Source organism: Streptomyces sp. NPDC059524 (assembly GCF_042749255.1).
Taxonomy (GTDB): domain Bacteria; phylum Actinomycetota; class Actinomycetes; order Streptomycetales; family Streptomycetaceae; genus Streptomyces; species Streptomyces xanthii.
This window is the reverse complement of sequence record NZ_JBHYTK010000036.1, coordinates 24,691-51,093: the sequence shown is the minus strand read 5'-3', so window position 1 is coordinate 51,093 and position 26,403 is coordinate 24,691. Positions and strand designations below refer to the sequence as shown.

The window sequence follows — 26,403 nt, the reverse complement described above, 5'->3', positions numbered from 1 at the left end:
GGGGGGGGGGGGGGTTGTGGTGCGCTGACCAAGTCTTCACACAAGCCCCACCCCCCCCCGGCGGGCCCCCCCCCGCCACGCGGGGGGGGGGGGCGGCCCCGCCCCCCGGCCACCGACCGGATCGTCTTCGGCGTCACCGCCGTGCTCACCCTGGCCTTCGTGGTCTGGGGATCCGTCGCCACCGACAACCTCGAGAGCGTCTCGACCCGGCTGCTCAACGGCCTGATCCACAACGGCGGCTGGGCGTTCATGCTCGCCGCGAGCGGCTTCGTCGTGTTCGCCCTGTGGCTCGCCATCAGCCGCTACGGCAAGATCCACCTCGGTGCCGAGGGGGAGGAGCCCGAGTTCCGCACGGTCTCCTGGGTCGCGATGATGTTCAGCGCCGGCATGGGCATCGGCCTCATGTTCTACGGCGTCAGCGAGCCGCTCGCGCACTTCACGACGCCGCCGCCGGGCACCGATCCGGCCGACGCCGCTCAGGCCATGGAGACGGCCATGGCGACCACCCTCTTCCACTGGACCCTGCACCCGTGGGCGATCTACGCGGTCGTCGGACTCGCCATCGCCTACAGCACCTTCCGCCGCCGCAGACGGCAGACGATCTCCTCCGTCTTCGTGCCGCTGATCGGCGAGTCGCGGGCCAACGGCTCCTGGGGCCGGGTCATCGACATCCTCGCCATCTTCGCCACCCTGTTCGGCTCCGCGGCCTCGCTCGGTCTCGGCGCCCTGCAGATCGGCTCCGGCTTCGAGGTCCTGAACTGGATGGACAAGGTCTCCACCGGTCTCCTCGTGGCCATCATCGCCGTGCTCACCGTCGCGTTCGTCGCCTCCGCCATCTCCGGTGTGGAGAAGGGCATCCAGTGGCTGTCGAACATCAACATGGTGCTCGCGCTCATCCTGGCCGTCTTCGTGTTCATCGCCGGGCCGACCATCATCGTGCTCGACCTGATCCCGACCTCGCTCGGCGCCTACCTCGGTGACCTGCCCCAGCTCGTCGGCCGCACCGAGGCCTCCAGCGGCAAGGGAGTCGCCGACTGGCTCGGCAGCTGGACGGTCTTCTACTGGGCCTGGTGGATCTCCTGGACGCCCTTCGTCGGCATGTTCATCGCCCGCATCAGCCGCGGCCGCACCATCCGCCAGTTCGTCGGCGGCGTCATCCTGGTCCCGTCCACGGTCAGCCTGATCTGGTTCGCGATCTTCGGCGGCACCTCGATGAAGCTGAAGGAGCGCGGCGAGCTCGGCGGCGCGGACACCCCGGAGGCCCAGCTGTTCGGCGTGCTCCACGAGTACCCGATCGCCACCGCCACGAGCCTGCTCGTGATGATTCTCGTCGGGATCTTCTTCGTCTCCGGCGCGGACGCCGCCTCCATCGTCATGGGCACGCTGTCGCAGAAGGGAGCCCTCGAACCAGGGCGCTTCGTCGTCATCTTCTGGGGCGTGGTCACCGGCGCCGTCGCCGCGGTCATGCTGCTGATCGGCAACGGCTCGGGCAACGCCCTGACCGGCCTGCAGAACCTCACGATCCTCGTCGCGGCCCCGTTCACCCTCGTCATGATCGGCATGTGCGTGTCCCTCATGCGCGACCTGCGCCAGGACCCGCTCATCGTCCGCGGCGACATGGGCATCGAGGTCGTCGAGGCCGCCGTCGTCGCCGGACACGAGAAGTACGGCGGCGAGTTCGAGATCCGGATCGGCCCCGGCGACAGCCTGGAGACCGCCGGCGACCCCATCGGCAAGCACCTCCACCGCGAACCGGGCGCCGAGCCGGACCCGGAGGAGGAGGGCGACACCCCGCTCGCCAAGGACTGACCCGCCCCGCGGGAGGCGGCGGGGCCCGTCAGGCGTCCGGCCCGGCCGGGCCCTCGACGAGCTCCGCCGCCTCCCGCGCACAGCCCCACGCCACCGTCACCCCGGCGCCCCCGTGCCCGTAGTTGTGCACCAGGACCCGACCCTCGCCGGTGACCTCCCGCTCGATGCGCACCGCCGGACGCGCCGGGCGCAGCCCCACCCGGTGACCGAGCACCCGCGCCCCGGCGATCTCCGGCCGCACGGCCGCGCACCGCCGGACGATCGCCGCCGCGACCGCCGGGTCGGGCTCCAGCGACCAGTCGTCCTCCTGCGCGGTGCCGCCCAGGATCAGCCCGCCCGGCTGCGGGAAGAAGTACGTCGTCGTCGCCGCGCCCTCGTCCGCCGCCGTGTACCAGTGCCGCACCCCCGGATTGCGTACGACGACCAGCTGCCCGCGCACCGGCCGCACCGACGGATCGGGCACCAGCTCCCGTGCCCCGAGCCCCGTGCAGTTCACGACCACCGGGGCCGCCGCGAGCGCCTCGTCGAGCGACGCCACCGTGCGCGTCTCCAGCACGACGCCGGCCCGCTCCGCGACATCCCACAGCCAGCGCAGATGCACCGGCATGTCGAGCAGCGGCAGCCGCGCCGCCAGACCCCGCGCCGAGTCCCGCAGCCCCGCCACCTCCGAGGCCCAGCCGCCGAGATCGGCGAGGCGGGTGCGCGCGTGGACGCCCTCGACCATCCGCACGCCCGTCTCGTCCGGCCGCCGGGCCCACTCCTCGTACCGGCGCAGCGACCGCAGCGACCACGGCCCCACCCGCTCCACCGGATCGATCCGGTACGGCCACCACAGAGCGCCCGCCACCGCCGAGGTGGTGCGGTCCACCGGGTCCCTGGACCACAGCCGCACCCGCCGCCCGCGCTCCGCCAGCGTCAGCGCGGTGGACATCCCGATCACACCGCCGCCGACCACGATCACTTCGCCGCTCACGTGACTGTTCACGCCGGGACCGTAGCGGAATGTGCCCTGCCGTGCTCACATCAGGCGTCAGGTGGGAATACTCACTGCATGTCTGCCGAGTACGCGACCTTCGGCCTGGCACCGGCGATGCGCGCCGGTGGAGTCCTCGCCAACGGTGACTACCAAGTCCACCGGGACTTCGTGGACTTCATCGTCGACGGACGCCCGCTGCTGTTCCAGCTCTCCGACCTCGACGCGGTCTCCCCGCTGGCCGCCGACATCCCGCCCGCCATCTTCACCGGCCACGTCAGGAGCCTGCTCCTGGAGGCCGAGGCCCCGCTCGCCGGGGGCCGCTACGTCATCTACGGCTGCCCCGAGTGCGAGGGCCTCGAGTGCGGCGCCGTCACCGCCGCCATCGAACCGGCCGGAGACGGCACCGACGACGTCGTCTGGCGCGACTTCGCCTGGCAGACCGACGAACGCGCCGACCTGGAGCTCAACGGGTACCACGGCATAGGGCCGTTCCGCTTCCGCGGCGCCGAGTACCGCGCCGCGCTCGGCCGGCTGCTCGCCGACGCCGCCGAACCGGCCGCCCGCCGCCGTGTCCTGCTCATCGGCGCCCGCGTCGCCGTCCTCGCCAGACTCGCCGCCGCCCTGCGCACCATCGGCATCGGCGCCGAGATCGTCCACGACGCCTCCGGCGTGCCCGCAGAGGAACTGCGCACCTACGGCGCCGTCGCGTTCGGCCGCGCCGTGGGCGAGACCCAGCGCACGGCCGTCCGGCGCCAGTTCGAGCGGGCCGGTGTCGACATCGCGTACGTGGACGGACTCGCGCCGATCATCCCGCTGCTCGTCGCCCAGATCGAGGCCGCGCTCGACCGCAGCCCCGAGACGCGGCGCCGGCTCACCGGACTCGTCGCCGCCGACGGCGCCGCGGGACTCGAGGTCACCTCCACCTGCCGGGTCCGGCTCACCGCCTACCGCCTCGACCGCCTGTACCGCACCCACACCCGCGACGTCTTCGACGACGTGCTCGGCCCCGGCCGGCACCGCATCCCGCTCGACGCCCGGGCGACCAAGGGAGAGTCCTTCCTCGTGGCCCGCACCACCGGCAGCGTCCTGGTGGCACCGATGGCACGCTGATCCGCCCAGGTGGGACAGGCCTTAGGATCGGCGGCCTGATGACTGCCACTCTCGTAGCCAAGAACCTCGCCGCCGGCCACGGTGACCGCTCCCTGTTCACCGGGCTCGACCTCGTCGTCGCCCCCGGCGACGTGATCGGCCTCGTCGGCGCCAACGGCGCGGGCAAGTCCACCCTGCTGCGCCTCCTCGCGGGCCTCGGCACCCCGGAGGAGGGCGAGCTGCGGCTCTCCCCGCCCGGCGCGACCGTCGGCCACCTGCCGCAGGAGCCGGAGCGCCGCCCCGGCGAGACGATCCGGGAGTTCCTCGCCCGCCGCACCGGCGTCGCCGAGGCCCAGCGCGTCATGGACGAGGCCACCCAGGCCCTGGTCGACGGCGCGCCCGGAGCCGACGACGCCTACGCGACGAGCCTGGAGCGCTGGCTGGACCTCGGCGGCGCCGACCTCGACGAGCGCGCCGAGGAGGTCGCCGGGCAGCTCGGCCTGACCATCGGCCTCGACCAGGCCATGACCTCGCTCTCCGGCGGTCAGGCCGCCCGCGCGGGCCTCGCCTCGCTGCTGCTCTCCCGCTACGACGTCTTCCTCCTGGACGAGCCGACCAACGACCTCGACCTCGACGGCCTGGAGCGCCTGGAGAGCTTCGTCCGGGGCCTGCGCGCCGGCACCGTCGTCGTCAGCCACGACCGCGAGTTCCTCACCCGCACCGTCACCAAGGTCCTCGAACTCGACCTCGCCCAGCAGCAGATCAACCTCTACGGGGGCGGCTACGAGGCCTACCTGGAGGAGCGCGACGTCGCCCGCCGGCACGCCCGCGACGAGTACGAGGAGTACGCCGACAAGAAGGCCGCCCTGGAGGGCCGGGCCCAGATGCAGCGCTCCTGGATGGACAAGGGCGTCAAGAACGCGCGGCGCAAGGCGAGCGACAACGACAAGATCGGCCGCAAGTTCCGCAGCGAGTCCAGCGAGAAGCAGGCCGCCAAGGCCCGCCAGACGCAGCGCATGATCGAGCGCCTCGACGTCGTCGAAGAGCCCCGCAAGGAGTGGGAGCTGCGCATGGAGATCGCGGCCGCCCCGCGCTCCGGCGCCGTCGTCGCCTCCCTGCGCGACGCCGAACTGGCCCGCGGCGACTTCCGCCTCGGCCCGGTGACCCTCCAGATCGACTGGGCCGACCGCGTCGCGATCACCGGGGCCAACGGCGCGGGCAAGTCGACCCTCCTCGCCGCCCTCCTGGGCCGCGCCCCGCTCGACTCCGGCCACGCCGCGCTGGGCCCCGGCGTCGTCGTCGGCGAGGTCGACCAGGCCCGCGCCCTGTTCCACGGCCCCGAGACCCTGCTCGACGCGTTCTGCGCGGCCGTGCCCGACACGGCTCCGGCCGATGTGCGCACCCTGCTCGCCAAGTTCGGTCTGAAGGCGGACCACGTGCTGCGCCCCGCCGAGACCCTCTCACCCGGCGAACGCACCCGCGCCGCCCTCGCCCTCCTCCAGGGCCGGGGCGTCAACCTCCTGGTCCTGGACGAGCCCACCAACCATCTCGACCTGCCGGCCATCGAGCAGCTCGAATCCGCTCTGGACTCCTACGAGGGAACCCTGCTCCTGGTCACCCACGACCGGCGCATGCTCGACGCGGTGCACGTCGGACGCCGCCTCGAGGTGGCCGACGGCAAGGTGACCGAGCGGTAGCGCGGGCGCCTCAGCCCTTCCTGCCGAGCAGCGCGCAGACGAAGTTCTCCTGCACGGCCCGCAGCCGCTTCAGCAGCTCCGGCTTCGAGCGCTGGTTGATCTGCGTGTTCACGGAGAAGGTCAGCGACTTGCGCCCGTCCGGCGTGGCCGCGATCAGCTGCGTGTAGCCCGCGGTGTTCCCGGTGTGCCCAAGCACGACCCCGCACCGGGTCGTGTACCGGAAGAGAGCGAGCCCGGCGTCGTTGCGCCCCGGGCCCGCGGGTTCGGACGCCCCGCCGGGCACCCAGCGCCGCTGCTCCCGCACGACGCCGCGCCCGGGACCGTACAGCCGGCCCCCGGCGTACGAGCCGATGAAGCGGCTCATGTCGGCGGGGGTGGAGACGATGCCGCCCGAGGCCCACACCCCGGACATCCCGATCAGCTCGCTCACGTCCTCCGTCGGCTCGGGCGGGCTGACGTCGTACCCGTGCAGATACGGCTCGGGCATCCGGAAGCCCTGCGGCAGGCTGGTCCGGTGCAGCCCGAGCGGCCCGTACACGATCTCCGCGAGCAGCTGCTCGTACGGGACGTGAGTGACCGCCTCCGCCATCAGCGCCACGGCGATGTTGTCCGAGTTGGAGTACTGGTACCGGGAGCCCGGCCGGAAGCGCAGCGGCTCGTCGGCGGCGTAGTCGAGCAGCCGGCGGGAGTCGAAGTGGTGATGGGGGTCGGCGCGCAGGGTGTCCGCGAACGCCTGGGTCTGCGAGTAGTCGGGCAGGCCGCTGGTGTGGTTCAGCAACTGCCGCAGCGTCACCTTCCCCCAGGCCCGGGGCAGCGCGGGCAGCCGCTCGCGCAGGGTGTCGTCGAGCTTCAGCAGGCGGTGCTCGACGAGGTACAGGGCGACGGCCCCGCTGAACGCCTTGGCCGTGCTCGCGATCCGCATGGCGTCGCCGGACCGCGGCGCGCGCCCGGTGTCCAGGTCCGCGACCCCGGCCCGCACGACCCGGCGCCGGTGCCCGTCGCCGAGCACGGCGATGATCCCGGGCGGCCCGCCGGGAGCCCGCACCAGCTCCTCCAGCTGCTGCCGCAGCGGATCGTGCGGGTGCCTCTCGCCCCGTCCGACGGCCTCGGCGGCCCCCGGAGCGAGCAGGGCGAGACAGGCGGCGACGACGGTGACGGCTCTGAGGGAACTGCGAGGTCGAGGGTGACGGGGCATCGGCTCTCCTGGAGACGGCGTGCACGAGACGTGCCTCCCAGCGTCCCGGCCACCACCCCGAGAGGCAGCCCGCACTACTGCACCCGGCGCATCGACACACGCCCTGACGGGGGCGCGAGGCCGTACCGTCCAGCGGCTCCACCCCGGCGCGCAACAGGCCCCGCGAGGCGTGCGGGGCTGTACCGTTCAGCGGCTTCGCCGCGGGGCGTGACCGGGCCCGGCCCGTGATACCGGCGATGGGTTCCGGGGCGGGTTCGGACCTGTCAGGGGTGTGGGGCTCTGGCGCCGGGCGCGGCAGGTGTCCCGTCAGGGGCGCGGGGAACTGCGCGGTCGGCCACCGACCGGCCCGCAGCTCCCCACCGGGATCGACCCCGACGGCGCCTAGGCCAGCCCAGCCTTCCGCAGGGCGTCGGCCATCGCCGAGTTCGACGGTGCCGGGGCGCCCCCCTGACGGCCCTTGCCGCTGCCACCGGAGCCACGGCCCCCCTGCCCCTGTCGGGACGACTGCCGCGGCGGCCGACGGTCCCCGCCGCGCTCACCGCGCCCCGAGCCACCGTTCCCGCCCCCGCCGGAGGCCTTCTCGTCGTCGAGCCGCAGGGTCAACGAGATCCGCTTGCGCGGCACGTCGACGTCGAGCACCTTCACCTTCACGATGTCCCCGGGCTTCACGACATCGCGCGGGTCCTTCACGAACGTCCGCGAGAGCGCCGAGACGTGCGCGAGCCCGTCCTGGTGCACACCGATGTCGATGAACGCCCCGAACGCCGCCACGTTCGTGACGACACCCTCGAGCACCATCCCCGGCTCCAGGTCGGAGATCTTCTCGACGCCCTCCTTGAAGGTGGCCGTCTTGAAGGCGGGCCGCGGGTCGCGCCCCGGCTTCTCCAGCTCCTTCAGGATGTCCGTCACGGTCGGCAGACCGAACGTGTCGTCCACGAAGTCCGCCGCCCGCAGCGAGCGCAGCGTCCCCGTGTCGCCGATCAGCGAACCGACCGCGCCCCCGGTCGACTTGGCCATCCGCCGCACCACCGGGTACGCCTCCGGGTGCACGGACGACGCGTCCAGCGGGTCGTCCCCGCCCCGGATCCGCAGGAAGCCCGCACACTGCTCGTACGCCTTCGGGCCGAGCCGGGCGACGTCCTTGAGGCCCTTGCGGCTGGTGAACGGCCCGTTGGCGTCGCGGTGCGCCACGATGTTCTCCGAGAGGCCGGCACTGATGCCGGACACGCGGGCGAGGAGCGGGGCCGACGCCGTGTTGACGTCGACGCCCACACCGTTCACACAGTCCTCGACCACCGCGTCCAGCGAGCGCGACAGCTTCACCTCGCTGAGGTCGTGCTGGTACTGGCCGACACCGATCGACTTCGGGTCGATCTTCACGAGTTCGGCCAGCGGGTCCTGGAGCCGGCGCGCGATCGAGACCGCGCCGCGCAGCGACACGTCCATGTCGGGCAGCTCCTGCGAGGCGAACGCGGAGGCCGAGTACACCGAGGCGCCCGCCTCGCTCACCATCACCTTGGTGAGCTTCAACTCGGGGTGCCTGGTGATGAGTTCACCGGCGAGCTTGTCGGTCTCGCGGGACGCCGTCCCGTTGCCGATCGCGATCAGGTCGACCGCGTGCTCCTTCGACAGCTTCGCCAGCCTGGCGATCGCCTCGTCCCACCGGTTCGCCGGGACGTGCGGGTGGATGACGTCCGTCGCGACGACCTTGCCGGTCGCGTCGACGACGGCCACCTTGACGCCCGTACGGAAACCGGGGTCGAGGCCCAGCGTCGCGCGCGTGCCGGCGGGGGCGGCGAGCAGCAGGTCCCGCAGGTTCGCCGCGAAGACCTTGACGGCCTCGTCCTCGGCGGCCGTGCGCAGCCGCAGCCGCAGGTCGATCCCGAGGTGCACCAGGATGCGCGTGCGCCAGGCCCAACGGACCGTGTCCGCCAGCCACTTGTCGCCGGGCCGCCCCTGGTTGCGGATCCCGAAGCGGTCGGCGACGATCGGCTCGTACGAGGAGGGCGCCCCGTCGGCGGCCGGCTCCTCCGGCTCCAGGACGAGTTCGAGCACGTCCTCCTTCTCGCCGCGCAGCATCGCCAGGACGCGGTGCGAGGGAAGCTCCTTGAAGGGCTCCGCGAAGTCGAAGTAGTCGGCGAACTTGGCGCCCGCCTCCTCCTTGCCCGACTTCACCTTCGCCGCGAGCCGGCCCCGCGTCCACATGCGCTCGCGCAGTTCACCGATCAGGTCGGCGTCCTCGGAGAAGCGCTCGGTGAGGATCGCGCGGGCACCGTCCAGCGCGGCCTGCGGATCGGTGACACCCTTGTCGGCGTCGACGAACGCGGCCGCGGCGGCGAGCGGGTCCACCGACGGGTCGCCCAGCAGGCCCTCCGCCAGCGGCTCGAGCCCGGCCTCGCGGGCGATCTGCGCCTTGGTGCGGCGCTTCGGCTTGAACGGGAGGTAGATGTCCTCCAGGCGCGCCTTGGTGTCGGCGGCGCGGATCCGCGCCTCCAGCTCCTCGGTCAGCTTGCCCTGCTCGCGCACGGAGTCGAGCACGGCGGTGCGGCGCTCCTCCAGCTCGCGCAGGTACCGCAGCCGCTCCTCCAGGGTGCGCAGCTGGGCGTCGTCGAGGGACTCCGTCGCCTCCTTGCGGTAGCGGGCGATGAAGGGCACCGTCGAACCGCCGTCAAGGAGGTCGACGGCAGCCTTCACCTGCCGCTCCCGTACGCCGAGTTCCTCGGCAATCCTGCCTTCGATGGACCCAACAGTGGGTGTCGCCACGATCCCGTACCGCCTATGTCGACTGACGTTGCGCCGCAATTGTGGCAGGTGGCACCGTCAGCGGAGGATCAGGGCGCGGCCCGGCCGGGTCGCACCGGGTGTCAGGCGGACTTGCCGATGAGGTCGGCGGGGAACGCGCCGTTGCCCAGCGCCGTCCCGGTGAAGCCGGACGCCAGCTCGGTCAGCCGGGCGACGCCCTCGGCGCCGAGGTGCTCGTAGGGCGCGCGGTCGAGCTGGTCGGTGCGGGCCTCGAGGTCGGCGCGCAGCGCGGTGCCGGCCTCGGTGAGGGTGAGCTCCGGGTCGTCGGTCAGCAGACCCCGCGCGCGCAGCCGGCCGGCCGCCGCGTCGAAGTCGTCGCGGCTCCACCCGCGCGTGACGAGCAGCCACTTGGGGGCCATGCCCTTGCCGGTGGCGACGTGGCTCACGAGTGCTTCCAGCGGGTCGAGATCCGCGCCGAGCAGGACCGCCAGGTGCCCGTCGCCGCGGTGCTCGCGCAGCAGCGTCGTCGCGTGCCAGTACGCCAGGTGCGGCGCGTCCGGCACCGGCAGGTCGGCGTGCGCCGCGTACAGGGGGCGGGCGTGCCGGGTGCAGGCCTCGGTGGCGCGCAGGGCCAGCTCGGCGGCCTCGGCCATCTCCGGGGAGGCGAGCACGTCCGCGCCGAGCAGCCGGCGCAGGGTCGAGTCGACGGCCCGCTCGCGCGCGGCGAGGACGGTCTCCGGCGAGGCGACGCTCCACACCGCGGGCAGGTGCCGGGCCACGAGCTCGTGGTTGAAGTTGTAGAAGGCGGCGGTCACGGCGCCGGGGCCGACGGCTCCCATGGCGGCGGAGCGGGCCGCGAAGTAGGTGGCCCCGCGGTCGGTGACGCCCACCGCGGCGAGCTCCTCGGCGAGGTCGGGCGAGAAGTAGTGCGTCGAGTGGAAGGGGTTCAGCACGTTGTGACAGCGGCGGGCGGCCCGCAGGGTCTCTTCGGAAGTCATGCCCGTACGTTACTGACCGGTCGGTACGTGAGGCCAGTGCGGGGCACGGAAACGATGGCCGGAAAGGTGGGCTGCTCGTCATTGCGGCCATGAGGGCCGCCCCCGAAGAATGACACGCATGCCCCCACGCCCCCAGGCCCCGGCGACGCGCACCGTCCTGGTCACGCTCTACGACCAGGTCCAGAGCCTCGACGTCACCGGCCCAATCGAGGTCTTCACCGGCGCGGGGGCCGGGTACCGCGTGCGCACCGCGTCGCCCGACGGGGCGCCCGTGCGCACCTCCAGCGGTCTGACCCTCGTGCCCGACCTCGCGCTCGACGGTGCGCCCGTCCCGCACACCCTGCTCGTCCCCGGCGGCCACGGCACCCGGCACCCCGACCCGCGGCTCGTCGGCTGGCTGCGCGAGCACGCCCCGCGCGCGGAGCGGATCGTCTCGGTCTGCACGGGCGCCCTCCTGCTCGCCGAGGCGGGCCTGCTCGACGGCCGCCGGGCCACCACGCACTGGGCGTACTGCGCCCGGCTCGCCCGCGAGCACCCCGCGGTCGAGGTCGACCCGGACCCCATCTACGTACGCGACGGCAAGGTGGCGACCTCCGCGGGAGTCACCGCCGGCATCGATCTCGCGCTCGCCCTCGTCGAGGAGGACCACGGCCGGGACACGGCGCTCGCGATCGCCCGGGCGCTCGTGGTGTTCCTGCGCCGCCCCGGCAACCAGGCCCAGTTCAGCGCCCAGCTCGCCGCCCAGACGGCCCGCCGCGAACCGCTGCGCGAGGTCCAGCAATGGGTCACCGAGCACCCGGAGGCGGACCTGTCCGTGGACGCCCTGGCCGCCCGCGCCCGCCTCTCGCCGCGCCACTTCGCGCGCGCCTTCCGTGCCGAGACCGGCCTGACGCCGGGCCGCTACGTGGAACGCGTCCGCGTCGAGCACGCCCGGCGTCTGCTGGAGGAGACCGCCGACGGCGTCGAGGAGATCTCCCGGGCCAGCGGCTACGGCACGCCCGAGGCCATGCGCCGCGCCTTCCTCAGAACCCTCGGCACCCCGCCCGCGGAGTACCGCCTCCGCTTCCGCACGCGGCCCTGAACCGCACCACCCGAAGCGAACCGAACCGAACCGACCCACGACGTAAGGAACCCGATGCAGATCGCCATCGCCCTCTACGAGCGCTTCACCGCCCTGGACGCCGTCGGCCCGTACCAGACCCTCGGCGGCCTGCCCGGCGCCGACGTCGTGTTCGTCGCCGAGCGGACCGGCCCGGTGCGCGACGACTCGGGGCGGCTCGCGCTCGTCGCCGACAAGACCTTCGACGAGGTACCCACCCCGGACATCGTCGTGGTGCCCGGCGGCCCGGTCGCGAGCGACCAGACGGAGAACGAGGCGCTGCTCGGCTGGCTGCGCGCCGCCGACGCGCACACCACCTGGACCACGTCCGTGTGCACGGGCTCCCTCGCGCTCGCCGCCGCCGGACTGATCGAGGGCCGCGAGGCCACCTCGCACTGGCTTGCCCTGGAGGAACTGGACAAGCTCGGCGCCCGCTCCACGGGCCGCCGCGTCGTCTTCGACGGCAAGTACGTCACCGCCGCGGGCGTCTCCTCCGGCATCGACATGGGCCTCGCCCTCGTCGGCCGGATCGCCGGCGACGAGACCGCGCAGGCCGTCCAGCTCATGACCGAGTACGACCCGCAGCCGCCGTACGACGCCGGATCCCCCGAGAAGGCCCCGGCGGACCTCGTCGCGCGGTTCCGCAGCACGCGGGCCTGACCTCGGGTCTAGGAGTTCACCGTCCACCCGAAGCGGGGCGGACGCCGTTCCAGGAACGCGGCGACACCCTCGGCGGTGTCGTCGCTGCCCCGCGCCTGCTCCGCCCAGTAGGGCTCGCGGTCGGCGCGGCCCGCCGCGAACTCCTTCGCCGCGGCCTGCGTCAGCTGGGAGCGCGAAGCCAGCACGCGCGTGAACTCGACGACCCGTTTGTCGAGTTCCTCCGGAGACCAGACCTCGTCGACGAGCCCGGTCCGCAGCGCCCGCTCGGTGCCGATCAACTCGCCCGAGAACAGCAGGTACTTCGCGCCCGCCGGACCGACCAGATCCGCGAGCCGCCGCGTCGAGGACGCCGGATAGACGATCCCCAGCTTGGCCGGTGTGACCCCGAACAGCGCGCCCTCGGCCGCGAACCGCAGATCGCAGGCCGCCGCCAACTGGCAGCCGCCGCCCACGCAGTACCCGCGCACCACGGCGAGCGTCGGCTTGGGGAACGCCGCGAGCGCGTCCTCCGCCGCCATCGCGAGCCCGGGCGCCGCGCCCCGCCCCAGCGTGGAGATGTCGGCGCCCGCACAGAACGTGTCACCGGCGCCGGTGAGCACCAGCGCCCGCACCGCCGGGTCCGCGGACAGTTCCGCGAGCAGCGGCGGCAGCGCCGCCCACATCGCGTCGGTCATGGCGTTGCGCTTGGCCGGGTGATCGATGACGACGGTCGCGACACCGTCCGTGACCTCGTGCGTGAGCCGCTGTACGGCCGGGGGAACCATGGCCGGATGCTATCCCCAGGCCGCGAACGTACGATCGAGGAGGGGTGCCGGGAGGAGGCGCCGATGGCCCGGAGCGACCATCACGACCGCGACCGTCACGACCGTCCGCAGACGGCGGACCCGCCCGCGCGGGAGGCGGCGGGCGAACGCAGAAAGCTGCGCCGGGGTCTCGGCGCCATCGCCGTCCTGGGCGGCCTGCTCGTCCTCGCGGGCCTCGTCGGCCTCGCCTACACGGCCTTCGCCACGCTCACCTCGATGCTGCTCTTCGGCTGGCTGCTGCTCATCGGCGGCGTCGTCGGCCTGCTGCACGCGGTCCAGGCCCGGGGCACCAACTACTTCTGGCTCGGCTGTGTCGTCGCCGCCCTCGACCTGGCGGCCGGCGTCGTCGTGATCCGGCACCCGGAGGGCACGGCCCAGGCGCTCACCATGTTCGCCGCGCTGCTCTTCCTCACCGGCGGTGTCTTCCGCCTGGTCGGCGGTCTCGTCGTGCGGGGGCCGCAGTTCGGCTGGACCCTCGTGCAGGGCGCCTTCGGCATCGTGCTCGGCGTCCTGGTCCTCGGCAACTGGCCCGAGTCCAGCCGCTACGTCCTCGGCTGCTTCTTCTCGCTCGCGCTGCTCTTCGACGGTCTCGGCCTGCTGGCGACGGGTCTGGGCGGCCGGCGCATCGTCACCCTCGTACAACAAGCTGAAGAGCCTCCGAAAGGCGAACAACCGGTACAGGACCGGTCGCAGGCCTGACCGGGGCATTCGCCGACGGTCAAATTCCGTCGATAGTCGCCGACTTATGGTCAGTCGAGGGGTACGGACCAGGGGATTCCCACACTCGAAGGGTGGTGACAATCGAGCGCAAGGGCGGCGACCGGACGATGAGCGACCAGGGGCGGGACTCCCGTCCAGGGTCTCAGGACAGCGGGGCAGCTCCGCCCGGACCCGCCCTGGAGGCCCCGCTGCCCTACGAAGGGGTCTGGCGGTTCACCGCGCAGGCGGTCGACGCCTCGGTGCCGCAGGCCCGGCGCGCCGTGCGCGAACTCCTCGCCCGGCAGGGCGTGCCCGCCTCCGACGACCTGGTCCACGGACTCCTCGTGATCGTCTCCGAGCTCGTCACGAACGCCGTGCGGCACGCCGCCCTGCTCTCGCCGATGCTCGCCGTCGAGGTCGCCGTCGGCGCCGAGTGGGTACGGGTCTCCGTCGAGGACGACCACCCGTACCGGCCCACCGCCCTGGAGGCCACCAGCGGCCAGACCGGCGGCCGCGGTCTGCTCCTCGTGCGGGAGATCACCGCCGAGGCGGGCGGCGTCTGCGACGTGGAGCACACCGCGAGCGGGGGCAAGGTCATCTGGGCCGCCCTGCCCCTCCAGCCGCCCGCGCGGTACTGAGCGCGGCTACCAGCCGGCCGACGGGCCCGTCAGCTCGCGCACCGCGGGCCGGGCCGCGTCGAGCACGGTCATGAACCACGCCGAGAACGGGTCCCGCGCATGCCGCTCGGCCAGCTCGGCGGCGGTCACGAACGCGGTGGCCCCGACCTCCTCCGGATCCGGGGCGAGCGGCGCCTGCACCATGCCGACGAACAGGTGGTTGAACTCCTGCTCCACCAGGCCCGACTCCGGGTCCGGGTGGGTGTAGCGCACCGTGCCGGCCTCCGCCATCAGCGACGGCGAGACGCCAAGCTCCTCGAACGTGCGCCGGGCCGCCGCCGCGAACGGCGCCTCGCCCGGGTACGGGTGCCCGCAGCACGTGTTCGACCACACGCCGGGGGAGTGGTACTTGCCCAGCGCGCGCTGCTGCAGCAGCAGCCGGCCCTGCTCGTCGAAGAGGAACACGGAGAACGCGCGGTGCAACTGACCCGGCGGCTGATGAGCCGCGAGCTTCTCCGCGGTGCCGATCGTCCTGCCGTCCTCGTCCACGAGTTCCAGCAAGATCGCTTCTCCGGTGCCGTTCGACGAACTGTGCGCCGCGGTGGCAGGTGTGATCGGCATACCCATCCTTCGCTTCGGTCCTCGAACCCCAAGTCTGCCGTACGGGACGAATAGTGCCCGCACACACAGACCCCCGCATGTCCCGCCCGGCCGTGACGGCCGGACAGGACACCGCATTCGGCGCGGATCAGACGCCGAACGCGGCCGGGTAGGTGATCGTGCCCCGCGGAATCGGCGCGGAATCGTCGCCACCGCCGAGGACGAGCGCCATCAGCGCCTCGTCCGGCACCTCGAAGGACACCCGGACACCGAACCCCGAAGCGGGCGTGAACCCGAACCTCGGGTAGTAGTTCGGATGCCCGAGCACCACCACGAGCCGCTCACCCCGCGCGCGGGCCGCGTCGAGCACCGCCCGGACCACGGCCGCCCCGGCCCCCGAGCGCTGGTGCTCCGGCCGCACGGCCACCGGCGCCAGCGCGGCGGCCGGCGCCCCGCCCACCGTGCAGCGGGTGATCAGCGCGTAGGCGGCGACGGAACCGTCCGGCGCCTCGGCGACGTACGAGAGCCCGTCCAGCCAGGCCGACGCGTCGGCGCGCAGCGCGTCCACGAGATCGGCCTCGGCGCGGGTGGGGAACGCCGCCGCGTTGACGCCGTGCACGGCCGCCCGGTCCGCGGAGGTCTCCGGCCGGGTCGGCCACGCGTCCACAGGGCGCAGCGCGTAGCCGGTGTACCCGTACTCGGCGCCGTGCTCGCGCCGCATCGCCAGCTCCGCGCGCGTGCCCGCCAGCGCCTCGGCCATCCCGGGGCGGGACGCGTCGGCGGCCTCGGCCCGCGCGGCGAGCGGGCCGTAGTACTCGTCCCAGTCGGACTCCGGCTGGTGGTGGACGCCGAGCACCGCGTACCCGGCCGCCGTGCACGCCCGCAGGTTCTCCTCGGTCGTACGCAGCTTGTAGTGCTCCTCCCAGAAGGCGCGCGCCTCGGGGGAGGGGGCGTCGGTGGTCCACTCGCACTCGGTGAGCGCGAGCGTGCCGCCCGGCGCGAGCAGCGGCCGCCACCGCGCGAGAGCGGTGTCGAATCCGATGCTGTACGCCGAGCTCTCGGCCCAGATCAGATCGAACGAGCCCGCCGGGTACGGCAGGTCGCCCATGTCGGCGGCCACCGCGTGCACCCGGTCGTCGAGCCCGCGCGCCCGGGCGGCCGCCCGCAGCTCGTCGAGGAACGGCTCGTGCAGGTCCACAGCGGTCACCTCGCCGCCGGTCTCGGCGGCGAGCAGCAGCGCGGAGTGGCCCGGACCGCAGCCCAGGTCGAGGATGCGCGGCCGTGCGGGCAGCGGGCCCGCGAAGGAGAGCAGCCGCCGGGTGGTGGCATCGGAGCCGGGGCCCTGCCGGGGCAGTCCGTGGTGCAGGGCGAAGAAGGAGTCGCGAACGGCGTTCGCGGCCTGGTCGTCGGTCAAGACGGAAACCTTTGTGAAGGGGCCCGGCCGACGGCGCGCGAGAGCGCGGAAAGGGTCAGCCGGTGGCCCGGAGAGTGGGGATGCACCTGTCGCTGCGCACGGCAGCGCTCACCGCGACGACAGTCATCAACCCACCTCCTTCGAGAACGCCCGCCAAGCTACCACGCCCCCGGCGGGTCAGTGGCAGAGTTTCGCCTCGTGCTCGGCGTGCCCCGTGGGCTCCAGCTGGAACGTGCAGTGCTCCACGTCGAAGTGGTCGCCGAGGCAGCCCTGGAGCTCGTGCAGCATCTTCTCGTTCCCGATCGTGCTCAGCACGTCCTGGCTGACCACGACGTGCGCGGAGAGCACCGGCATCCCCGAGGTGATGGTCCAGGCGTGCAGGTCGTGCACGTCCTCGACGCCGGGCAGGGCGAGGATGTGGGCCCGCACCTCCGCCATGTCGACACCCTTCGGCGCCGACTCCAGGAGCACGTTCAGCGTCTCGCGCAGCAGCTTCACCGTACGCGGGACGATCATGAGGCCGATGACCAGCGAGGCGATCGGGTCCGCGGCCTGCCAGCCGGTGGTCAGGATGATCGTGGCCGAGATCAGCACGGCGAGCGAGCCCAGCGCGTCGGCTGCGACCTCCAGGAAGGCGCCCCGCACGTTCAGGCTCTCCTGCTGGCCCTTGACCAGCAGCGACAGCGAGATCATGTTCGCCACCAGGCCGATGAGGCCGAACACGATGGTCAGCCCGCCCGCGGTGTCGGCCGGCTCGACGAACCGCTGGACCGCCTCGACCAGGACGTAACCGCCGACGCCGAGCAGCAGCAGACAGTTGGCGAGGGCGGCCAGGATCTCCGCGCGGGCGTAGCCGAACGTGCGCTGCTCGGTCGCCGGGCGGTTGGCGAAGTGGATGGCGAGCAGGGCCATCGCGAGGCCGAGCGCGTCTGTCGCCATGTGGGCCGCGTCCGCGACGAGGGCCAGCGAGTCGGCCACGATCCCGCCGACGATCTCGACCACCATCACGGTGAGCGTGATCCCGAGGGCGATCCGCAGCCGCCCCCGGTGCGCGGCCGCGGCCGTCCCCGTCGTCGGTCCGTGCCCGTGGTCGTGGCTGTGCCCGGCACCCATCGAAACCGCCCTCCGCTCGGCTCGCCCCACACCGCCCCGGAACGGGCCGGCGACCCCAGTCAACTACGGGGAGGGGGTATCCGCAAACATGGCGGTGAACACCGTTGTCATGTGCCCTGACCTGCGAAAACGCTGAACGGTATGTGTGCAGGTCAGGGCGTCGCGGCGATCATCGCGCTCAGTGCGCGGCGGCCTCGGGATGCCGCAGGCACCAGCCGGCCCAGGCCGACTCGATCATGTCGCGGACCGACCGCGAGGCCGTCCAGCCGAGCTCCTTCTCCGCCAGTTCGGTGGCGCCGACCGCGCGCGGAGCGTCCCCGGGGCGGCGCGGCTCGACGATCGCGGGCGTCCCGATCCCGGTGACCTCCCCGATGACGTCGATCAGCTCGCGCACCGAGGCGCCGTGCCCCGTGCCGATGTTCACCGTGAGATCGCCGCTCACACCGGGGCGGGCCAGCCGGCGCGCCGCCGTCAGATGCGCCTCGGCGAGGTCGGCGACGTGCACGTAGTCCCGGATGCAGGTGCCGTCCGGCGTCGGGTAGTCGTCGCCGAAGATCCGCGGGGCCTCGCCCCGCGTGAGCCGGTCGAAGACCATCGGGATCACGTTGAAGACCCCGGTGTCCGCGAGAGCGGGCTCGGCCGCGCCCGCCACGTTGAAGTAGCGCAGGCACGTCGTCGCCATGCCGTGCGCGCGCCCCGACGCCCGCACCAGCCACTCGCCCGCGAGCTTCGTCTCGCCGTAGGGGTTCACCGGCGCGCACGGCGTCGACTCGGGAATGACGCCGGTGTCCGGATTGCCGTACACGGCGGCCGACGAGGAGAACACGAAGCGGCGCACGCCCGCGTCCGCGACCGTCTCCAGGAGCGTCGCAAGACCGCCCAGGTTGTCCCGGTAGTACAGCTCGGGCCGCTCCACCGACTCGCCGACCTGCTTGTGCGCGGCCAGGTGCACGACACCGCTCACCGCGTGCTCGTCGCACACCCGGCGCACCAGCTCCGCGTCCAGGGCCGAGCCCCGGACCAGCGCGACGTCCGCGGGCAGCCGCTCGGGCATCCCCGACGTGACGTTGTCCACGACGACCACGCGCTCGCCGGCGGCTGTCATCGCCCGCGCCACGTGTGCCCCGATGTATCCGGCTCCGCCGGTGATCAGCCATGTCATGACGCACCACCCTAAGCCGGTCGCGGACCGGCGGGAGTTTGTGGCCCGGGGCCTTGATCGACAATGATGACCGCGCGGCCCGGGGCCCGCCGTGCGACGGCGGTGCCCGCGCGGACCGCAGGGGACAGAGGCTTGTCGGGCCGTAAACGGGCGGTGAACGTCCGCTTCCCGTCATCCGATAGCCTCTGCCGACATGCCGCCCGGCCGACCCTGCTGTGCAGGGGTCCAGGGCGCCCCCCTGATCGTGCGCGAGACCGGTGCGCCCGTGCGCCGGCACCGAGGAGTGAGTTCGTCTGTCGACCGCCATCGTCACCGGTCAGCCGGTGCCCGGCTCGTCCCTGGAGGGCGATCTGCGGGCCCTCGGCTTCGACGTGCGGCTCGCCCCGGACCCCGCGGACGCCGCAGCGGCGCTCGCCGGCGTCCCGGGCGACCAGCGCGTCGCGGTCGTCGACGCGGGCTTCGTGGGCCATGTCCACGCCCTGCGCCTCGGCCTCACCGACCCGCGCTTCTCCGCCTCCGCCATCCCCGGCGCCGTCACCGCGCAGGCCGCGGCCCGCCCGGCGCTCGAACGGGCCGCGAAGGAGACGGGCATCACGCCCGACGCCCTCGCGCACGGCATCGAGGCCGACGGCACCGATGTGCACCGGCCCGAGCTCGGTGAGCTCGTCGCCGCCGTGCCCGCCGACCCGCAGGCCCGGGGCGAGGTCCGCCGGGCCGTCGACGCCGTCGACGACGAGGCGATCCGGCTGCGCACCGCGGTCAAGGCCCGGGACGGCTTCTTCACCACGTACTGCATCAGCCCGTACTCCCGTTACATCGCGCGCTGGTGCGCCCGCCGCGGCCTGACCCCGAACCAGGTCACCACCGCGTCGCTGCTCACCGCGCTGATCGCGGCGGGCTGCGCGGCCACGGGCACCCGGCCCGGCTTCGTCGCCGCGGGCGTCCTGCTCCTCTTCTCCTTCGTCCTGGACTGCACCGACGGGCAGCTCGCCCGCTACTCCCTGCAGTACTCGACGCTGGGCGCCTGGCTCGACGCCACGTTCGACCGCGCCAAGGAGTACGCCTACTACGCGGGCCTCGCGCTCGGCGCGGCCAACGCGACCGGCGACGACGTGTGGGCCCTCGCGCTCGGCGCCATGGTCCTGCAGACCTGCCGGCACGTCGTCGACTTCTCCTTCAACGAGGCGAACCACGACGCCACCGCCAACACCAGCCCCACCGCCGCCCTCTCCGACAAGCTCGACAGCGTCGGCTGGACGGTCTGGGTGCGCCGCATGATCGTGCTGCCGATCGGCGAGCGCTGGGCCCTCATCGCCCTCTTCACCGCGCTCACCACCCCGCGCATCACCTTCTACGTGCTCCTGGTCGGCTGCGCCCTCGCCGCCTGCTACACCACCGCGGGCCGCGTCCTGCGCTCGCTGACCCGCCGGGCCCGCCGCACGGACCGGGCCGCCGAGGCCCTCGCCGACCTCGCCGACTCCGGCCCCCTCGCCGAGACCGTCGCCCGGATCGGCCGGAGCGCGGCCGCGCCCGTCGTCGCCGCGCTCGGCGGCGTGGCGGTCGTCACGGTGAGCGCCCTCACGGACTTCGGCAGCGCCTGGCCGGCGGTCGCCGCGGCCGTGTACTGCGTCACGTCCGGACTCGCCGTCGCCCGCCCCCTCAAGGGCGCCCTCGACTGGCTCGTCCCCCCGATTTTCCGGGCCTCCGAGTACCTCACGATCCTGGTCCTCGCGGCCCGTGCGGACGTGAACGGGGCCTTGCCCGCGGCTTTCGGACTGGTGGCGGCGGTCGCCTACCATCACTACGACACGGTGTACCGCATCCGCGGCGGCACCGGCGCGCCGCCCCGGTGGCTGGTCCGAACGATCGGCGGGCACGAAGGCCGGACCCTGGTGGTCGCCGTGCTGGCCGCGCTGCTCACCGCCACAGATTTCACCGTCGCGCTCACGGCCTGCGCCGTGTTCGTGGCACTCGTGGTGCTCGCCGAGAGCATCCGCTTCTGGGTCGCCTCCGCCCGCCGCGGGGCACCCGCCGTTCACGATGAAGGAGAACCCGCATGATCGGCCTCGTCCTGGCCGCCGGCGCCGGCAGCCGGCTCCGCCCCTACACCGAGACGCTCCCCAAGGCGCTGGTGCCCGTCGTGGGCGAGGGGACCGAGAACGAGCTCTCCGTCCTCGACCTCACGCTCAAGAACTTCGCCGAGATCGGCCTGACGGAGGTCGGCATCATCGTCGGCTACCGCAAGGAGGTCGTCTACGAGCGCCAGGCGGCGCTGGAGGCGAAGTACGGCCTGAAGCTGACGCTCATCGAGAACGACGTCGCCGAGAAGTGGAACAACGCCTACTCCCTGTGGTGCGGCCGTGACGCCATCAAGCACTCGGTGATCCTCGCCAACGGCGACACCGTGCACCCGGTCTCCGTCGAGAAGACCCTGCTCGCCGCCCGCGGCGACGGCAAGAAGATCATCCTCGCGCTCGACACGGTCAAGAACCTGGGCGACGAGGAGATGAAGGTCGTCGTGGACCCCGCCAAGGGCGTCCAGAAGATCACGAAGCTGATGGAGCCGGCCGAGGCCACGGGCGAGTACATCGGCGTCACCCTCATCGAGGGCGAGGCGGCCGACGAGCTCGCCGACGCCCTCAAGGCCACGTACGAGCGTGACCCGCAGCTGTACTACGAGGACGGCTACCAGGAGCTCGTGAACCGCGGCTTCAAGGTCGACGTCGCTCCGATCGGCGACGTCCCGTGGGTCGAGATCGACAACCACGAGGACCTCGCCAAGGCCCGGGAGATCGCGTGCCAGTACTGACGAGGCTCATTCCCTCGCCGGTCGTCGTCGACATCCGGCCGGGGGCGCTCAACGACCTCGCCGGTGTCCTCGCCGACCAGAGGATCTCGTCGTCCACGGGGCGCCTGGCCATCGCGATCAGCGGTGGCTCGGGCGCCGCCCTGCGCACCCGGCTGGCCCCGTCGCTGCCCAACGCCGACTGGTTCGAGGTCGACGGCGGCACGCTCGACGACGCCATCCAGCTCGCCGACGACGTGAAGAAGGCCGGCCGCTACGACGCGATCGTCGGACTCGGCGGCGGCAAGATCATCGACTGCGGCAAGTTCGCCGCGGCCCGGGTCGGTCTGCCGCTGGTCGCCGTCGCGACGAACCTGTCGCACGACGGCCTGTGCTCGCCCGTCGCGACCCTCGACAACGATGCGGGCCGCGGCAGCTACGGCGTGCCCAACCCGATCGCCGTCGTGATCGACCTCGACATCATCCGTGAGGCCCCGGTCCGCTTCGTGCGCTCCGGCATCGGCGACGCCCTGTCCAACATCTCCGCGGTCGCGGACTGGGAGCTGGCCGCCCGGGAGCGCGGCGAGGACATAGACGGCCTCGCGGCCGCCATGGCCCGCCAGGCCGGTGAGGCCGTCCTGCGCCACCCCGGTGGCGTCGGCGACGACGGCTTCCTGCAGGTGCTCGCCGAGGGTCTGGTCCTGACCGGTATCGCCATGTCGATCTCGGGCGACTCGCGGCCGGCGTCCGGCGCCTGCCACGAGATCAACCACGCCTTCGACCTCCTCTACCCCAAGCGCGCCGCCAGCCACGGCGAGCAGTGCGGCCTCGGCGCGGCCTTCGCGATGCACCTGCGCGGTGCCCGCGAGGAGTCCGCGTACATGGCCGAGGTGCTGCGCCGCCACGGCCTGCCCGTGCTGCCGGAGGAGATCGGCTTCACCGTGGACGAGTTCGTCAAGGTCGTGGAGTTCGCTCCGCAGACCCGGCCGGGCCGCTACACGATCCTCGAACACCTCGACCTGTCCACCGACCAGATCAGGGACGCCTACGCCGACTATGCAAAAACCATCGGTAGCTGAACTGCGCCCGGTCGTTCACCCGGCCGGGGTGAAGGACCGGCGCAGCGGTGAGCACTGGATGGGCCGGCTCTACATGCGCGAGATCTCGCTGCGTGTGGACCGCCACCTGGTGAACACCAAGGTCACGCCCAACCAGCTGACCTACCTGATGACGGTGTGCGGTGTCCTCGCCGCCCCGGCGCTGCTCGTCCCGGGCGTCTGGGGCGCCGTGCTCGGCGTCGTCGCGGTCCAGCTGTACCTGCTGCTGGACTGCGTCGACGGCGAGATCGCCCGCTGGCGCAAGCAGTACTCGCTGGCCGGGGTCTGGATGGACCGGGTCGGCGCGTACCTGACCGACGCGGCCGTCCTGGTCGGCTTCGGACTGCGCGCCGCCGACCTGTGGGGGAGCGGCCGGATCGACTGGCTGTGGGCCTTCCTCGGCACGCTGGCCGCGCTCGGCGCCATCATGATCAAGGCCGAGACGGACCTCGTCGGCCTCGCCCGTGCGGCGAGCGGCAAGGAGCAGGTCAAGGAGTCCGCCTCCGAGATGCGCTCCTCCGGCATGGCGCTGGCCCGCAGGGCCGCCGCCGCGCTGAAGTTCCACCGGCTGATCCTGGGCATCGAGGCGTCGCTGCTCATCCTGGTCCTCGCGGTCGTGGACCAGATCCGGGGCGACCTGTTCTTCACGCGCCTCGGCGTGGCCGTCCTCGCGGGCATCGCCCTGCTGCAGACGCTGCTGCACCTCGTGTCCATCCTCGCCTCCAGCAGGCTCAAGTGAGCGCCGCCCCGGCGTCGCTCAAGGTCGGCGCGGTCGTCATCACCATGGGCAACCGCCCGGCCGAGCTGCGCGCCCTGCTCGACTCGGTCGCCAAGCAGGAGGGCGACCCGGTCCAGGTCGTCGTCGTCGGCAACGGCTCCCCGGTCCCGGACGTCCCCGAGGGCGTACGGACCGTCGAGCTGCCCGAGAACCTGGGCATCCCCGGCGGCCGCAACGTCGGCATCGAGGCCTTCGGCCCGTCCGGCTCCGACGTCGACGTGCTGCTGTTCCTCGACGACGACGGCCTGCTGCCGCTGACCGACACCGCCCAGCTGTGCCGGGAGGCGTTCGCCGCCGACCCCGAGCTCGGCATCATCAGCTTCCGCATCGCGGACCCGGAGACCGGCGAGACCCAGCGCCGGCACGTGCCGCGGCTGCGGGCCGCCGACCCGATGCGCTCCTCGCGCGTGACGACCTTCCTCGGCGGGGCCAACGCCCTGCGGACCCGGGTCGTCGCCGAGGTCGGCGGACTGCCGGACGAGTTCTTCTACGCCCACGAGGAGACCGACCTCGCCTGGCGTGCCCTCGACGCGGGGTGGCTGATCGACTACCGCGCCGACATGGTGCTGCACCACCCGACCACGGCCCCGTCCCGGCACGCGGTCTACCACCGCATGGTGGCCCGCAACCGGGTCTGGCTCGCCCGCCGCAACCTGCCCGCGCCCCTGGTCCCCGTGTACCTCGGGGTGTGGCTGCTGCTCACGCTGGCCCGGCGTCCCTCCGGTCCCGCGCTGAAGGCCTGGCTCAGCGGCTTCAAGGAGGGCTGGACGTCGCCCTGCGGCCCCCGGCGCCCCATGAAGTGGCGTACGGTGTGGCGCCTGACCCGACTGGGACGACCTCCTGTCATCTGACAAGCTCGAGTCTGAGAGCATCGGGCCGAACCCGGTCCCTGGCTCCCGCCCATGCCCCACCAGGCTGCGCTTTTGAAGACGAAAGTTTCCCCTTGTGAGTGAGACAACGCATGACGGCGGTGTCGCGGTGAGCGCGGCCCCGTCGCCCGACGACGGGCTCTCCCCTGCCGAGCTCGCCGCCAAGTACGGCTTGTCCGTGAGCGGGGCCCGCCCCGGTCTGAACGAGTACGTACGGCAGCTGTGGGGCCGGCGGCACTTCATCCTCGCCTTCTCGCAGGCGAAGCTGACCGCCCAGTACAGCCAGGCCAAGCTCGGCCAGGTCTGGCAGGTGGCGACCCCGCTGCTGAACGCCGCGGTCTACTTCTTCATCTTCGGACTGCTGCTCGGTGCCCGTAAGGGCATCCCGCACGACATCTACGTGCCCTTCCTGGTCACCGGCGTCTTCGTCTTCACCTTCACGCAGAGCTCGGTGATGGCGGGCGTGCGGGCGATCTCCGGCAACCTGGGCCTCGTGCGGGCGCTGCACTTCCCGCGGGCCTCGCTGCCGATCTCGTTCGCGCTCCAGCAGCTCCAGCAGCTGCTGTTCTCGATGATCGTGCTGGTGCTGATCATGCTGGGCTTCGGCATCCTCCCGGGCCTGTCCTGGCTCCTGGTGGTGCCCGCGCTGGCCCTCCAGTTCGTGTTCAACACCGGCCTCGCGCTGATCTTCGCGCGGGCGGGCGCCAAGACGCCGGACCTGGCGCAGCTGATGCCGTTCGTGATGCGTACCTGGATGTACGCGTCCGGCGTCATGTTCAGCATCCCGGCGATGCTCGAAGGCAAGAAGGGCGTCCCGTCCTGGGTCGGCGACGTCCTGCAGTGGAACCCGGCCTCCATCTACATGGACCTGATCCGCTACGCGTTCATGCGGGCGGACGGCTACGGGTCCGCGTACCTGCCCCCGCACGTGTGGGCGTTCGCGGCCGGCTGGGCGGTCCTCTTCGGTGTCGTGGGCTTCGTCTACTTCTGGAAGGCAGAGGAGCGGTACGGCCGTGGCTGATCTCGACAAGACGCAGGACGCCCGCGTCCCCACGGTGATCGCGGACGAGCTGCACATCGTCTACCGCGTCAACGGCGCGAAGACCGGCAAGGGCAGCGCCACCGCGGCGCTCAGCCGCATCCTGAAGCGGGGCGAGGAGCGGGGCGTGCGCAAGGTGCACGCCGTGCGCGGCGTCTCCTTCACCGCCTACCGCGGCGAGGCGATCGGCCTGATCGGCTCGAACGGCTCGGGCAAGTCGACCCTGCTGCGCGCCATCGCGGGTCTCCTGCCGGCCGAGAAGGGCAAGGTCTACACGGACGGCCAGCCCTCGCTGCTCGGCGTGAACGCGGCCCTGATGAACGACCTCACAGGCGAGCGGAACGTGATCCTCGGCGGTCTCGCGATGGGCATGTCCCGCGAGCAGATCAAGGCGCGCTACCAGGAGATCGTCGACTTCTCGGGCATCAACGAGAAGGGCGACTTCATCACCCTGCCGATGCGGACCTACTCGTCCGGCATGGCGGCGCGCCTGCGCTTCTCCATCGCGGCGGCCAAGGACCACGACGTCCTGATGATCGACGAGGCGCTGGCCACGGGCGACCGCAAGTTCCAGAAGCGCTCCGAGGCCCGCATCCGCGAGCTGCGCAAGGAGGCCGGCACGGTCTTCCTGGTGAGCCACAACAACAAGTCGATCCGCGACACCTGCGACCGCGTCCTGTGGCTGGAGCGCGGCGAGCTGCGGATGGACGGACCGACGGACGAGGTGCTCAAGGAGTACGAGAAGTTCACCGGTAAGTGAAGCTTCTCAACCCTGTCGCCGTCGCACGCGTCATCACAGGCCCCACCGGTGTTCACCCGGTGGGGCCTGCGATATGTCTGTAGTTGCCAACTATGTGGCGATCAAGGTCAAGGCCGGGTCAACTTCCCTGCCCCGGAGGAATCTTGGCCACGATCGGTGTGTTGTTGTGATGCGCGGAATGCCCCGTCGTGGCACGTCGCGTTGTACAACGTAAGCTGTACCGGTGCCGATTCGCGGCAAGTGGGGCGATAATACGCGGCACCCCGGACCGGAGGGGGAGAGCTCGCCGTGCGGGAGGCCGGGCGGCGTGTCCGAAATAGGATGTATTGGGTCCGCAGTGTAGAACGGGAGATGTGACGGCAATGGCTACGGAAACTGTCCAGCTCCACGAGGCTCTCGCCG

General features: G+C 72.6%; 23 protein-coding genes. 14 read left to right on the top strand and 9 right to left on the bottom strand.

Annotation, left to right across the window (positions count from 1 at the left end; genetic code table 11):
- Positions 1-120: 120 nt before the first annotated feature.
- The gene (locus ACFW9D_RS13430; protein WP_384621289.1) at positions 121-1,809 is read left to right on the top strand and encodes a BCCT family transporter; all 1,689 of its coding nucleotides are present in this window, start codon (positions 121-123) and stop codon (positions 1,807-1,809) included.
- A gap of 28 nt (positions 1,810-1,837) precedes the next feature.
- On the opposite strand, the gene ACFW9D_RS13425 is transcribed toward ACFW9D_RS13430, so the two are convergent.
- Positions 1,838-2,794, bottom strand: coding sequence for an NAD(P)/FAD-dependent oxidoreductase (locus tag ACFW9D_RS13425; protein ID WP_384621270.1), 957 nt, complete (start codon positions 2,792-2,794; stop codon positions 1,838-1,840).
- A gap of 66 nt (positions 2,795-2,860) precedes the next feature.
- On the opposite strand from ACFW9D_RS13425, the gene ACFW9D_RS13420 reads away from it, so the two are divergent.
- Both ACFW9D_RS13420 and ACFW9D_RS13415 read left to right on the top strand, forming a co-directional pair.
- Positions 2,861-3,895, top strand: coding sequence for an oxidoreductase (locus tag ACFW9D_RS13420; protein ID WP_384621268.1), 1,035 nt, complete (start codon positions 2,861-2,863; stop codon positions 3,893-3,895).
- Between the two features lie 38 nt (positions 3,896-3,933).
- A complete protein-coding gene (locus ACFW9D_RS13415) occupies positions 3,934-5,571 on the top strand; it encodes an ABC-F family ATP-binding cassette domain-containing protein (protein ID WP_188335873.1) in 1,638 nt (545 codons plus the stop codon).
- Between the two features lie 10 nt (positions 5,572-5,581).
- On the opposite strand, the gene ACFW9D_RS13410 is transcribed toward ACFW9D_RS13415, so the two are convergent.
- The 3 genes from ACFW9D_RS13410 to ACFW9D_RS13400 all read right to left on the bottom strand — a co-directional run bounded on the left by ACFW9D_RS13410 (position 5,582) and on the right by ACFW9D_RS13400 (position 10,506).
- The gene (locus tag ACFW9D_RS13410; protein ID WP_384621265.1) at positions 5,582-6,766 is read right to left on the bottom strand and encodes a serine hydrolase domain-containing protein; all 1,185 of its coding nucleotides are present in this window, start codon (positions 6,764-6,766) and stop codon (positions 5,582-5,584) included.
- A 381-nt stretch (positions 6,767-7,147) separates the two neighbouring features.
- Entirely contained in the window at positions 7,148-9,529 is a 2,382-nt protein-coding gene (locus ACFW9D_RS13405) for a Tex family protein (RefSeq protein WP_384621262.1), read from the bottom strand.
- 101 nt (positions 9,530-9,630) lie between these two features.
- Positions 9,631-10,506 (bottom strand): hypothetical protein, encoded by an 876-nt coding sequence (locus ACFW9D_RS13400; RefSeq protein ID WP_384621260.1) that lies wholly within the window; start codon positions 10,504-10,506, stop codon positions 9,631-9,633.
- Between the two features lie 109 nt (positions 10,507-10,615).
- Between ACFW9D_RS13400 and ACFW9D_RS13395 the strand changes: the two genes are divergently transcribed.
- Both ACFW9D_RS13395 and ACFW9D_RS13390 read left to right on the top strand, forming a co-directional pair.
- Complete coding sequence (locus tag ACFW9D_RS13395) at positions 10,616-11,587, top strand: GlxA family transcriptional regulator (protein ID WP_384621258.1); 972 nt, start codon at positions 10,616-10,618, stop codon at positions 11,585-11,587.
- A 54-nt stretch (positions 11,588-11,641) separates the two neighbouring features.
- Complete coding sequence (locus tag ACFW9D_RS13390; protein WP_384621256.1) at positions 11,642-12,265, top strand: DJ-1/PfpI family protein; 624 nt, start codon at positions 11,642-11,644, stop codon at positions 12,263-12,265.
- 8 nt (positions 12,266-12,273) lie between these two features.
- On the opposite strand, the gene ACFW9D_RS13385 is transcribed toward ACFW9D_RS13390, so the two are convergent.
- Complete coding sequence (locus ACFW9D_RS13385) at positions 12,274-13,029, bottom strand: enoyl-CoA hydratase/isomerase family protein (protein WP_384621253.1); 756 nt, start codon at positions 13,027-13,029, stop codon at positions 12,274-12,276.
- 63 nt (positions 13,030-13,092) lie between these two features.
- Between ACFW9D_RS13385 and ACFW9D_RS13380 the strand changes: the two genes are divergently transcribed.
- Both ACFW9D_RS13380 and ACFW9D_RS13375 read left to right on the top strand, forming a co-directional pair.
- On the top strand, positions 13,093-13,767 hold the full coding sequence (locus ACFW9D_RS13380) for an HdeD family acid-resistance protein (protein WP_188335866.1): 675 nt from the start codon (positions 13,093-13,095) through the stop codon (positions 13,765-13,767).
- Between the two features lie 128 nt (positions 13,768-13,895).
- Positions 13,896-14,405 (top strand): ATP-binding protein, encoded by a 510-nt coding sequence (locus ACFW9D_RS13375; RefSeq protein ID WP_384621286.1) that lies wholly within the window; start codon positions 13,896-13,898, stop codon positions 14,403-14,405.
- Between the two features lie 6 nt (positions 14,406-14,411).
- On the opposite strand, the gene idi is transcribed toward ACFW9D_RS13375, so the two are convergent.
- From idi to galE, 4 genes are all read right to left on the bottom strand, one after another.
- Positions 14,412-15,005, bottom strand: a complete 594-nt coding sequence (idi, locus tag ACFW9D_RS13370; RefSeq protein ID WP_384621250.1) for an isopentenyl-diphosphate Delta-isomerase — start codon at positions 15,003-15,005, stop codon at positions 14,412-14,414.
- Positions 15,006-15,132: 127 nt separating this feature from the next.
- Positions 15,133-16,398 carry a GNAT family N-acetyltransferase gene (locus tag ACFW9D_RS13365; protein WP_384621248.1) on the bottom strand — a complete coding sequence of 422 codons (1,266 nt, stop codon included), beginning with the start codon at positions 16,396-16,398 and terminating at the stop codon, positions 15,133-15,135.
- A gap of 177 nt (positions 16,399-16,575) precedes the next feature.
- Positions 16,576-17,511, bottom strand: coding sequence for a cation diffusion facilitator family transporter (locus ACFW9D_RS13360; RefSeq protein ID WP_188335862.1), 936 nt, complete (start codon positions 17,509-17,511; stop codon positions 16,576-16,578).
- 178 nt (positions 17,512-17,689) lie between these two features.
- Entirely contained in the window at positions 17,690-18,673 is a 984-nt protein-coding gene (galE, locus tag ACFW9D_RS13355) for a UDP-glucose 4-epimerase GalE (protein WP_384621244.1), read from the bottom strand.
- A gap of 293 nt (positions 18,674-18,966) precedes the next feature.
- Between galE and ACFW9D_RS13350 the strand changes: the two genes are divergently transcribed.
- The 7 genes from ACFW9D_RS13350 to ACFW9D_RS13320 all read left to right on the top strand — a co-directional run bounded on the left by ACFW9D_RS13350 (position 18,967) and on the right by ACFW9D_RS13320 (position 26,001).
- Positions 18,967-20,733, top strand: a complete 1,767-nt coding sequence (locus ACFW9D_RS13350; RefSeq protein ID WP_384621283.1) for a DUF5941 domain-containing protein — start codon at positions 18,967-18,969, stop codon at positions 20,731-20,733.
- Positions 20,730-21,482 (top strand): sugar phosphate nucleotidyltransferase, encoded by a 753-nt coding sequence (locus tag ACFW9D_RS13345; RefSeq protein ID WP_384621241.1) that lies wholly within the window; start codon positions 20,730-20,732, stop codon positions 21,480-21,482. Before ACFW9D_RS13350 ends, ACFW9D_RS13345 begins: the two co-directional genes overlap by 4 nt.
- A complete protein-coding gene (locus tag ACFW9D_RS13340; RefSeq protein WP_188335859.1) occupies positions 21,470-22,537 on the top strand; it encodes an iron-containing alcohol dehydrogenase family protein in 1,068 nt (355 codons plus the stop codon). Before ACFW9D_RS13345 ends, ACFW9D_RS13340 begins: the two co-directional genes overlap by 13 nt.
- The gene (locus ACFW9D_RS13335; protein WP_188335858.1) at positions 22,515-23,294 is read left to right on the top strand and encodes a CDP-alcohol phosphatidyltransferase family protein; all 780 of its coding nucleotides are present in this window, start codon (positions 22,515-22,517) and stop codon (positions 23,292-23,294) included. Before ACFW9D_RS13340 ends, ACFW9D_RS13335 begins: the two co-directional genes overlap by 23 nt.
- A gap of 44 nt (positions 23,295-23,338) precedes the next feature.
- On the top strand, positions 23,339-24,184 hold the full coding sequence (locus ACFW9D_RS13330) for a glycosyltransferase family 2 protein (RefSeq protein WP_384621281.1): 846 nt from the start codon (positions 23,339-23,341) through the stop codon (positions 24,182-24,184).
- 94 nt (positions 24,185-24,278) lie between these two features.
- Positions 24,279-25,223, top strand: a complete 945-nt coding sequence (locus ACFW9D_RS13325; RefSeq protein ID WP_188335857.1) for an ABC transporter permease — start codon at positions 24,279-24,281, stop codon at positions 25,221-25,223.
- Positions 25,216-26,001 (top strand): ABC transporter ATP-binding protein, encoded by a 786-nt coding sequence (locus ACFW9D_RS13320; protein ID WP_188335856.1) that lies wholly within the window; start codon positions 25,216-25,218, stop codon positions 25,999-26,001. Before ACFW9D_RS13325 ends, ACFW9D_RS13320 begins: the two co-directional genes overlap by 8 nt.
- Positions 26,002-26,403 lie beyond the last annotated feature (402 nt).

Coding starts and splice junctions, on each gene's coding strand:
- ACFW9D_RS13420 (WP_384621268.1), top strand. CDS start 2,861: ATGTCTGCCGAGTACGCGACCTTCGGCCTGGCACCGGCGATGCGCGCC.
- ACFW9D_RS13415 (WP_188335873.1), top strand. CDS start 3,934: ATGACTGCCACTCTCGTAGCCAAGAACCTCGCCGCCGGCCACGGTGAC.
- ACFW9D_RS13410 (WP_384621265.1), bottom strand. CDS start 6,766: ATGCCCCGTCACCCTCGACCTCGCAGTTCCCTCAGAGCCGTCACCGTC.
- ACFW9D_RS13400 (WP_384621260.1), bottom strand. CDS start 10,506: ATGACTTCCGAAGAGACCCTGCGGGCCGCCCGCCGCTGTCACAACGTG.
- ACFW9D_RS13395 (WP_384621258.1), top strand. CDS start 10,616: ATGACACGCATGCCCCCACGCCCCCAGGCCCCGGCGACGCGCACCGTC.
- ACFW9D_RS13390 (WP_384621256.1), top strand. CDS start 11,642: ATGCAGATCGCCATCGCCCTCTACGAGCGCTTCACCGCCCTGGACGCC.
- ACFW9D_RS13385 (WP_384621253.1), bottom strand. CDS start 13,029: ATGGTTCCCCCGGCCGTACAGCGGCTCACGCACGAGGTCACGGACGGT.
- ACFW9D_RS13380 (WP_188335866.1), top strand. CDS start 13,093: ATGGCCCGGAGCGACCATCACGACCGCGACCGTCACGACCGTCCGCAG.
- ACFW9D_RS13375 (WP_384621286.1), top strand. CDS start 13,896: ATGAGCGACCAGGGGCGGGACTCCCGTCCAGGGTCTCAGGACAGCGGG.
- idi (WP_384621250.1), bottom strand. CDS start 15,005: ATGCCGATCACACCTGCCACCGCGGCGCACAGTTCGTCGAACGGCACC.
- ACFW9D_RS13360 (WP_188335862.1), bottom strand. CDS start 17,511: ATGGGTGCCGGGCACAGCCACGACCACGGGCACGGACCGACGACGGGG.
- galE (WP_384621244.1), bottom strand. CDS start 18,673: ATGACATGGCTGATCACCGGCGGAGCCGGATACATCGGGGCACACGTG.
- ACFW9D_RS13345 (WP_384621241.1), top strand. CDS start 20,730: ATGATCGGCCTCGTCCTGGCCGCCGGCGCCGGCAGCCGGCTCCGCCCC.
- ACFW9D_RS13335 (WP_188335858.1), top strand. CDS start 22,515: ATGCAAAAACCATCGGTAGCTGAACTGCGCCCGGTCGTTCACCCGGCC.
- ACFW9D_RS13330 (WP_384621281.1), top strand. CDS start 23,339: ATGGGCAACCGCCCGGCCGAGCTGCGCGCCCTGCTCGACTCGGTCGCC.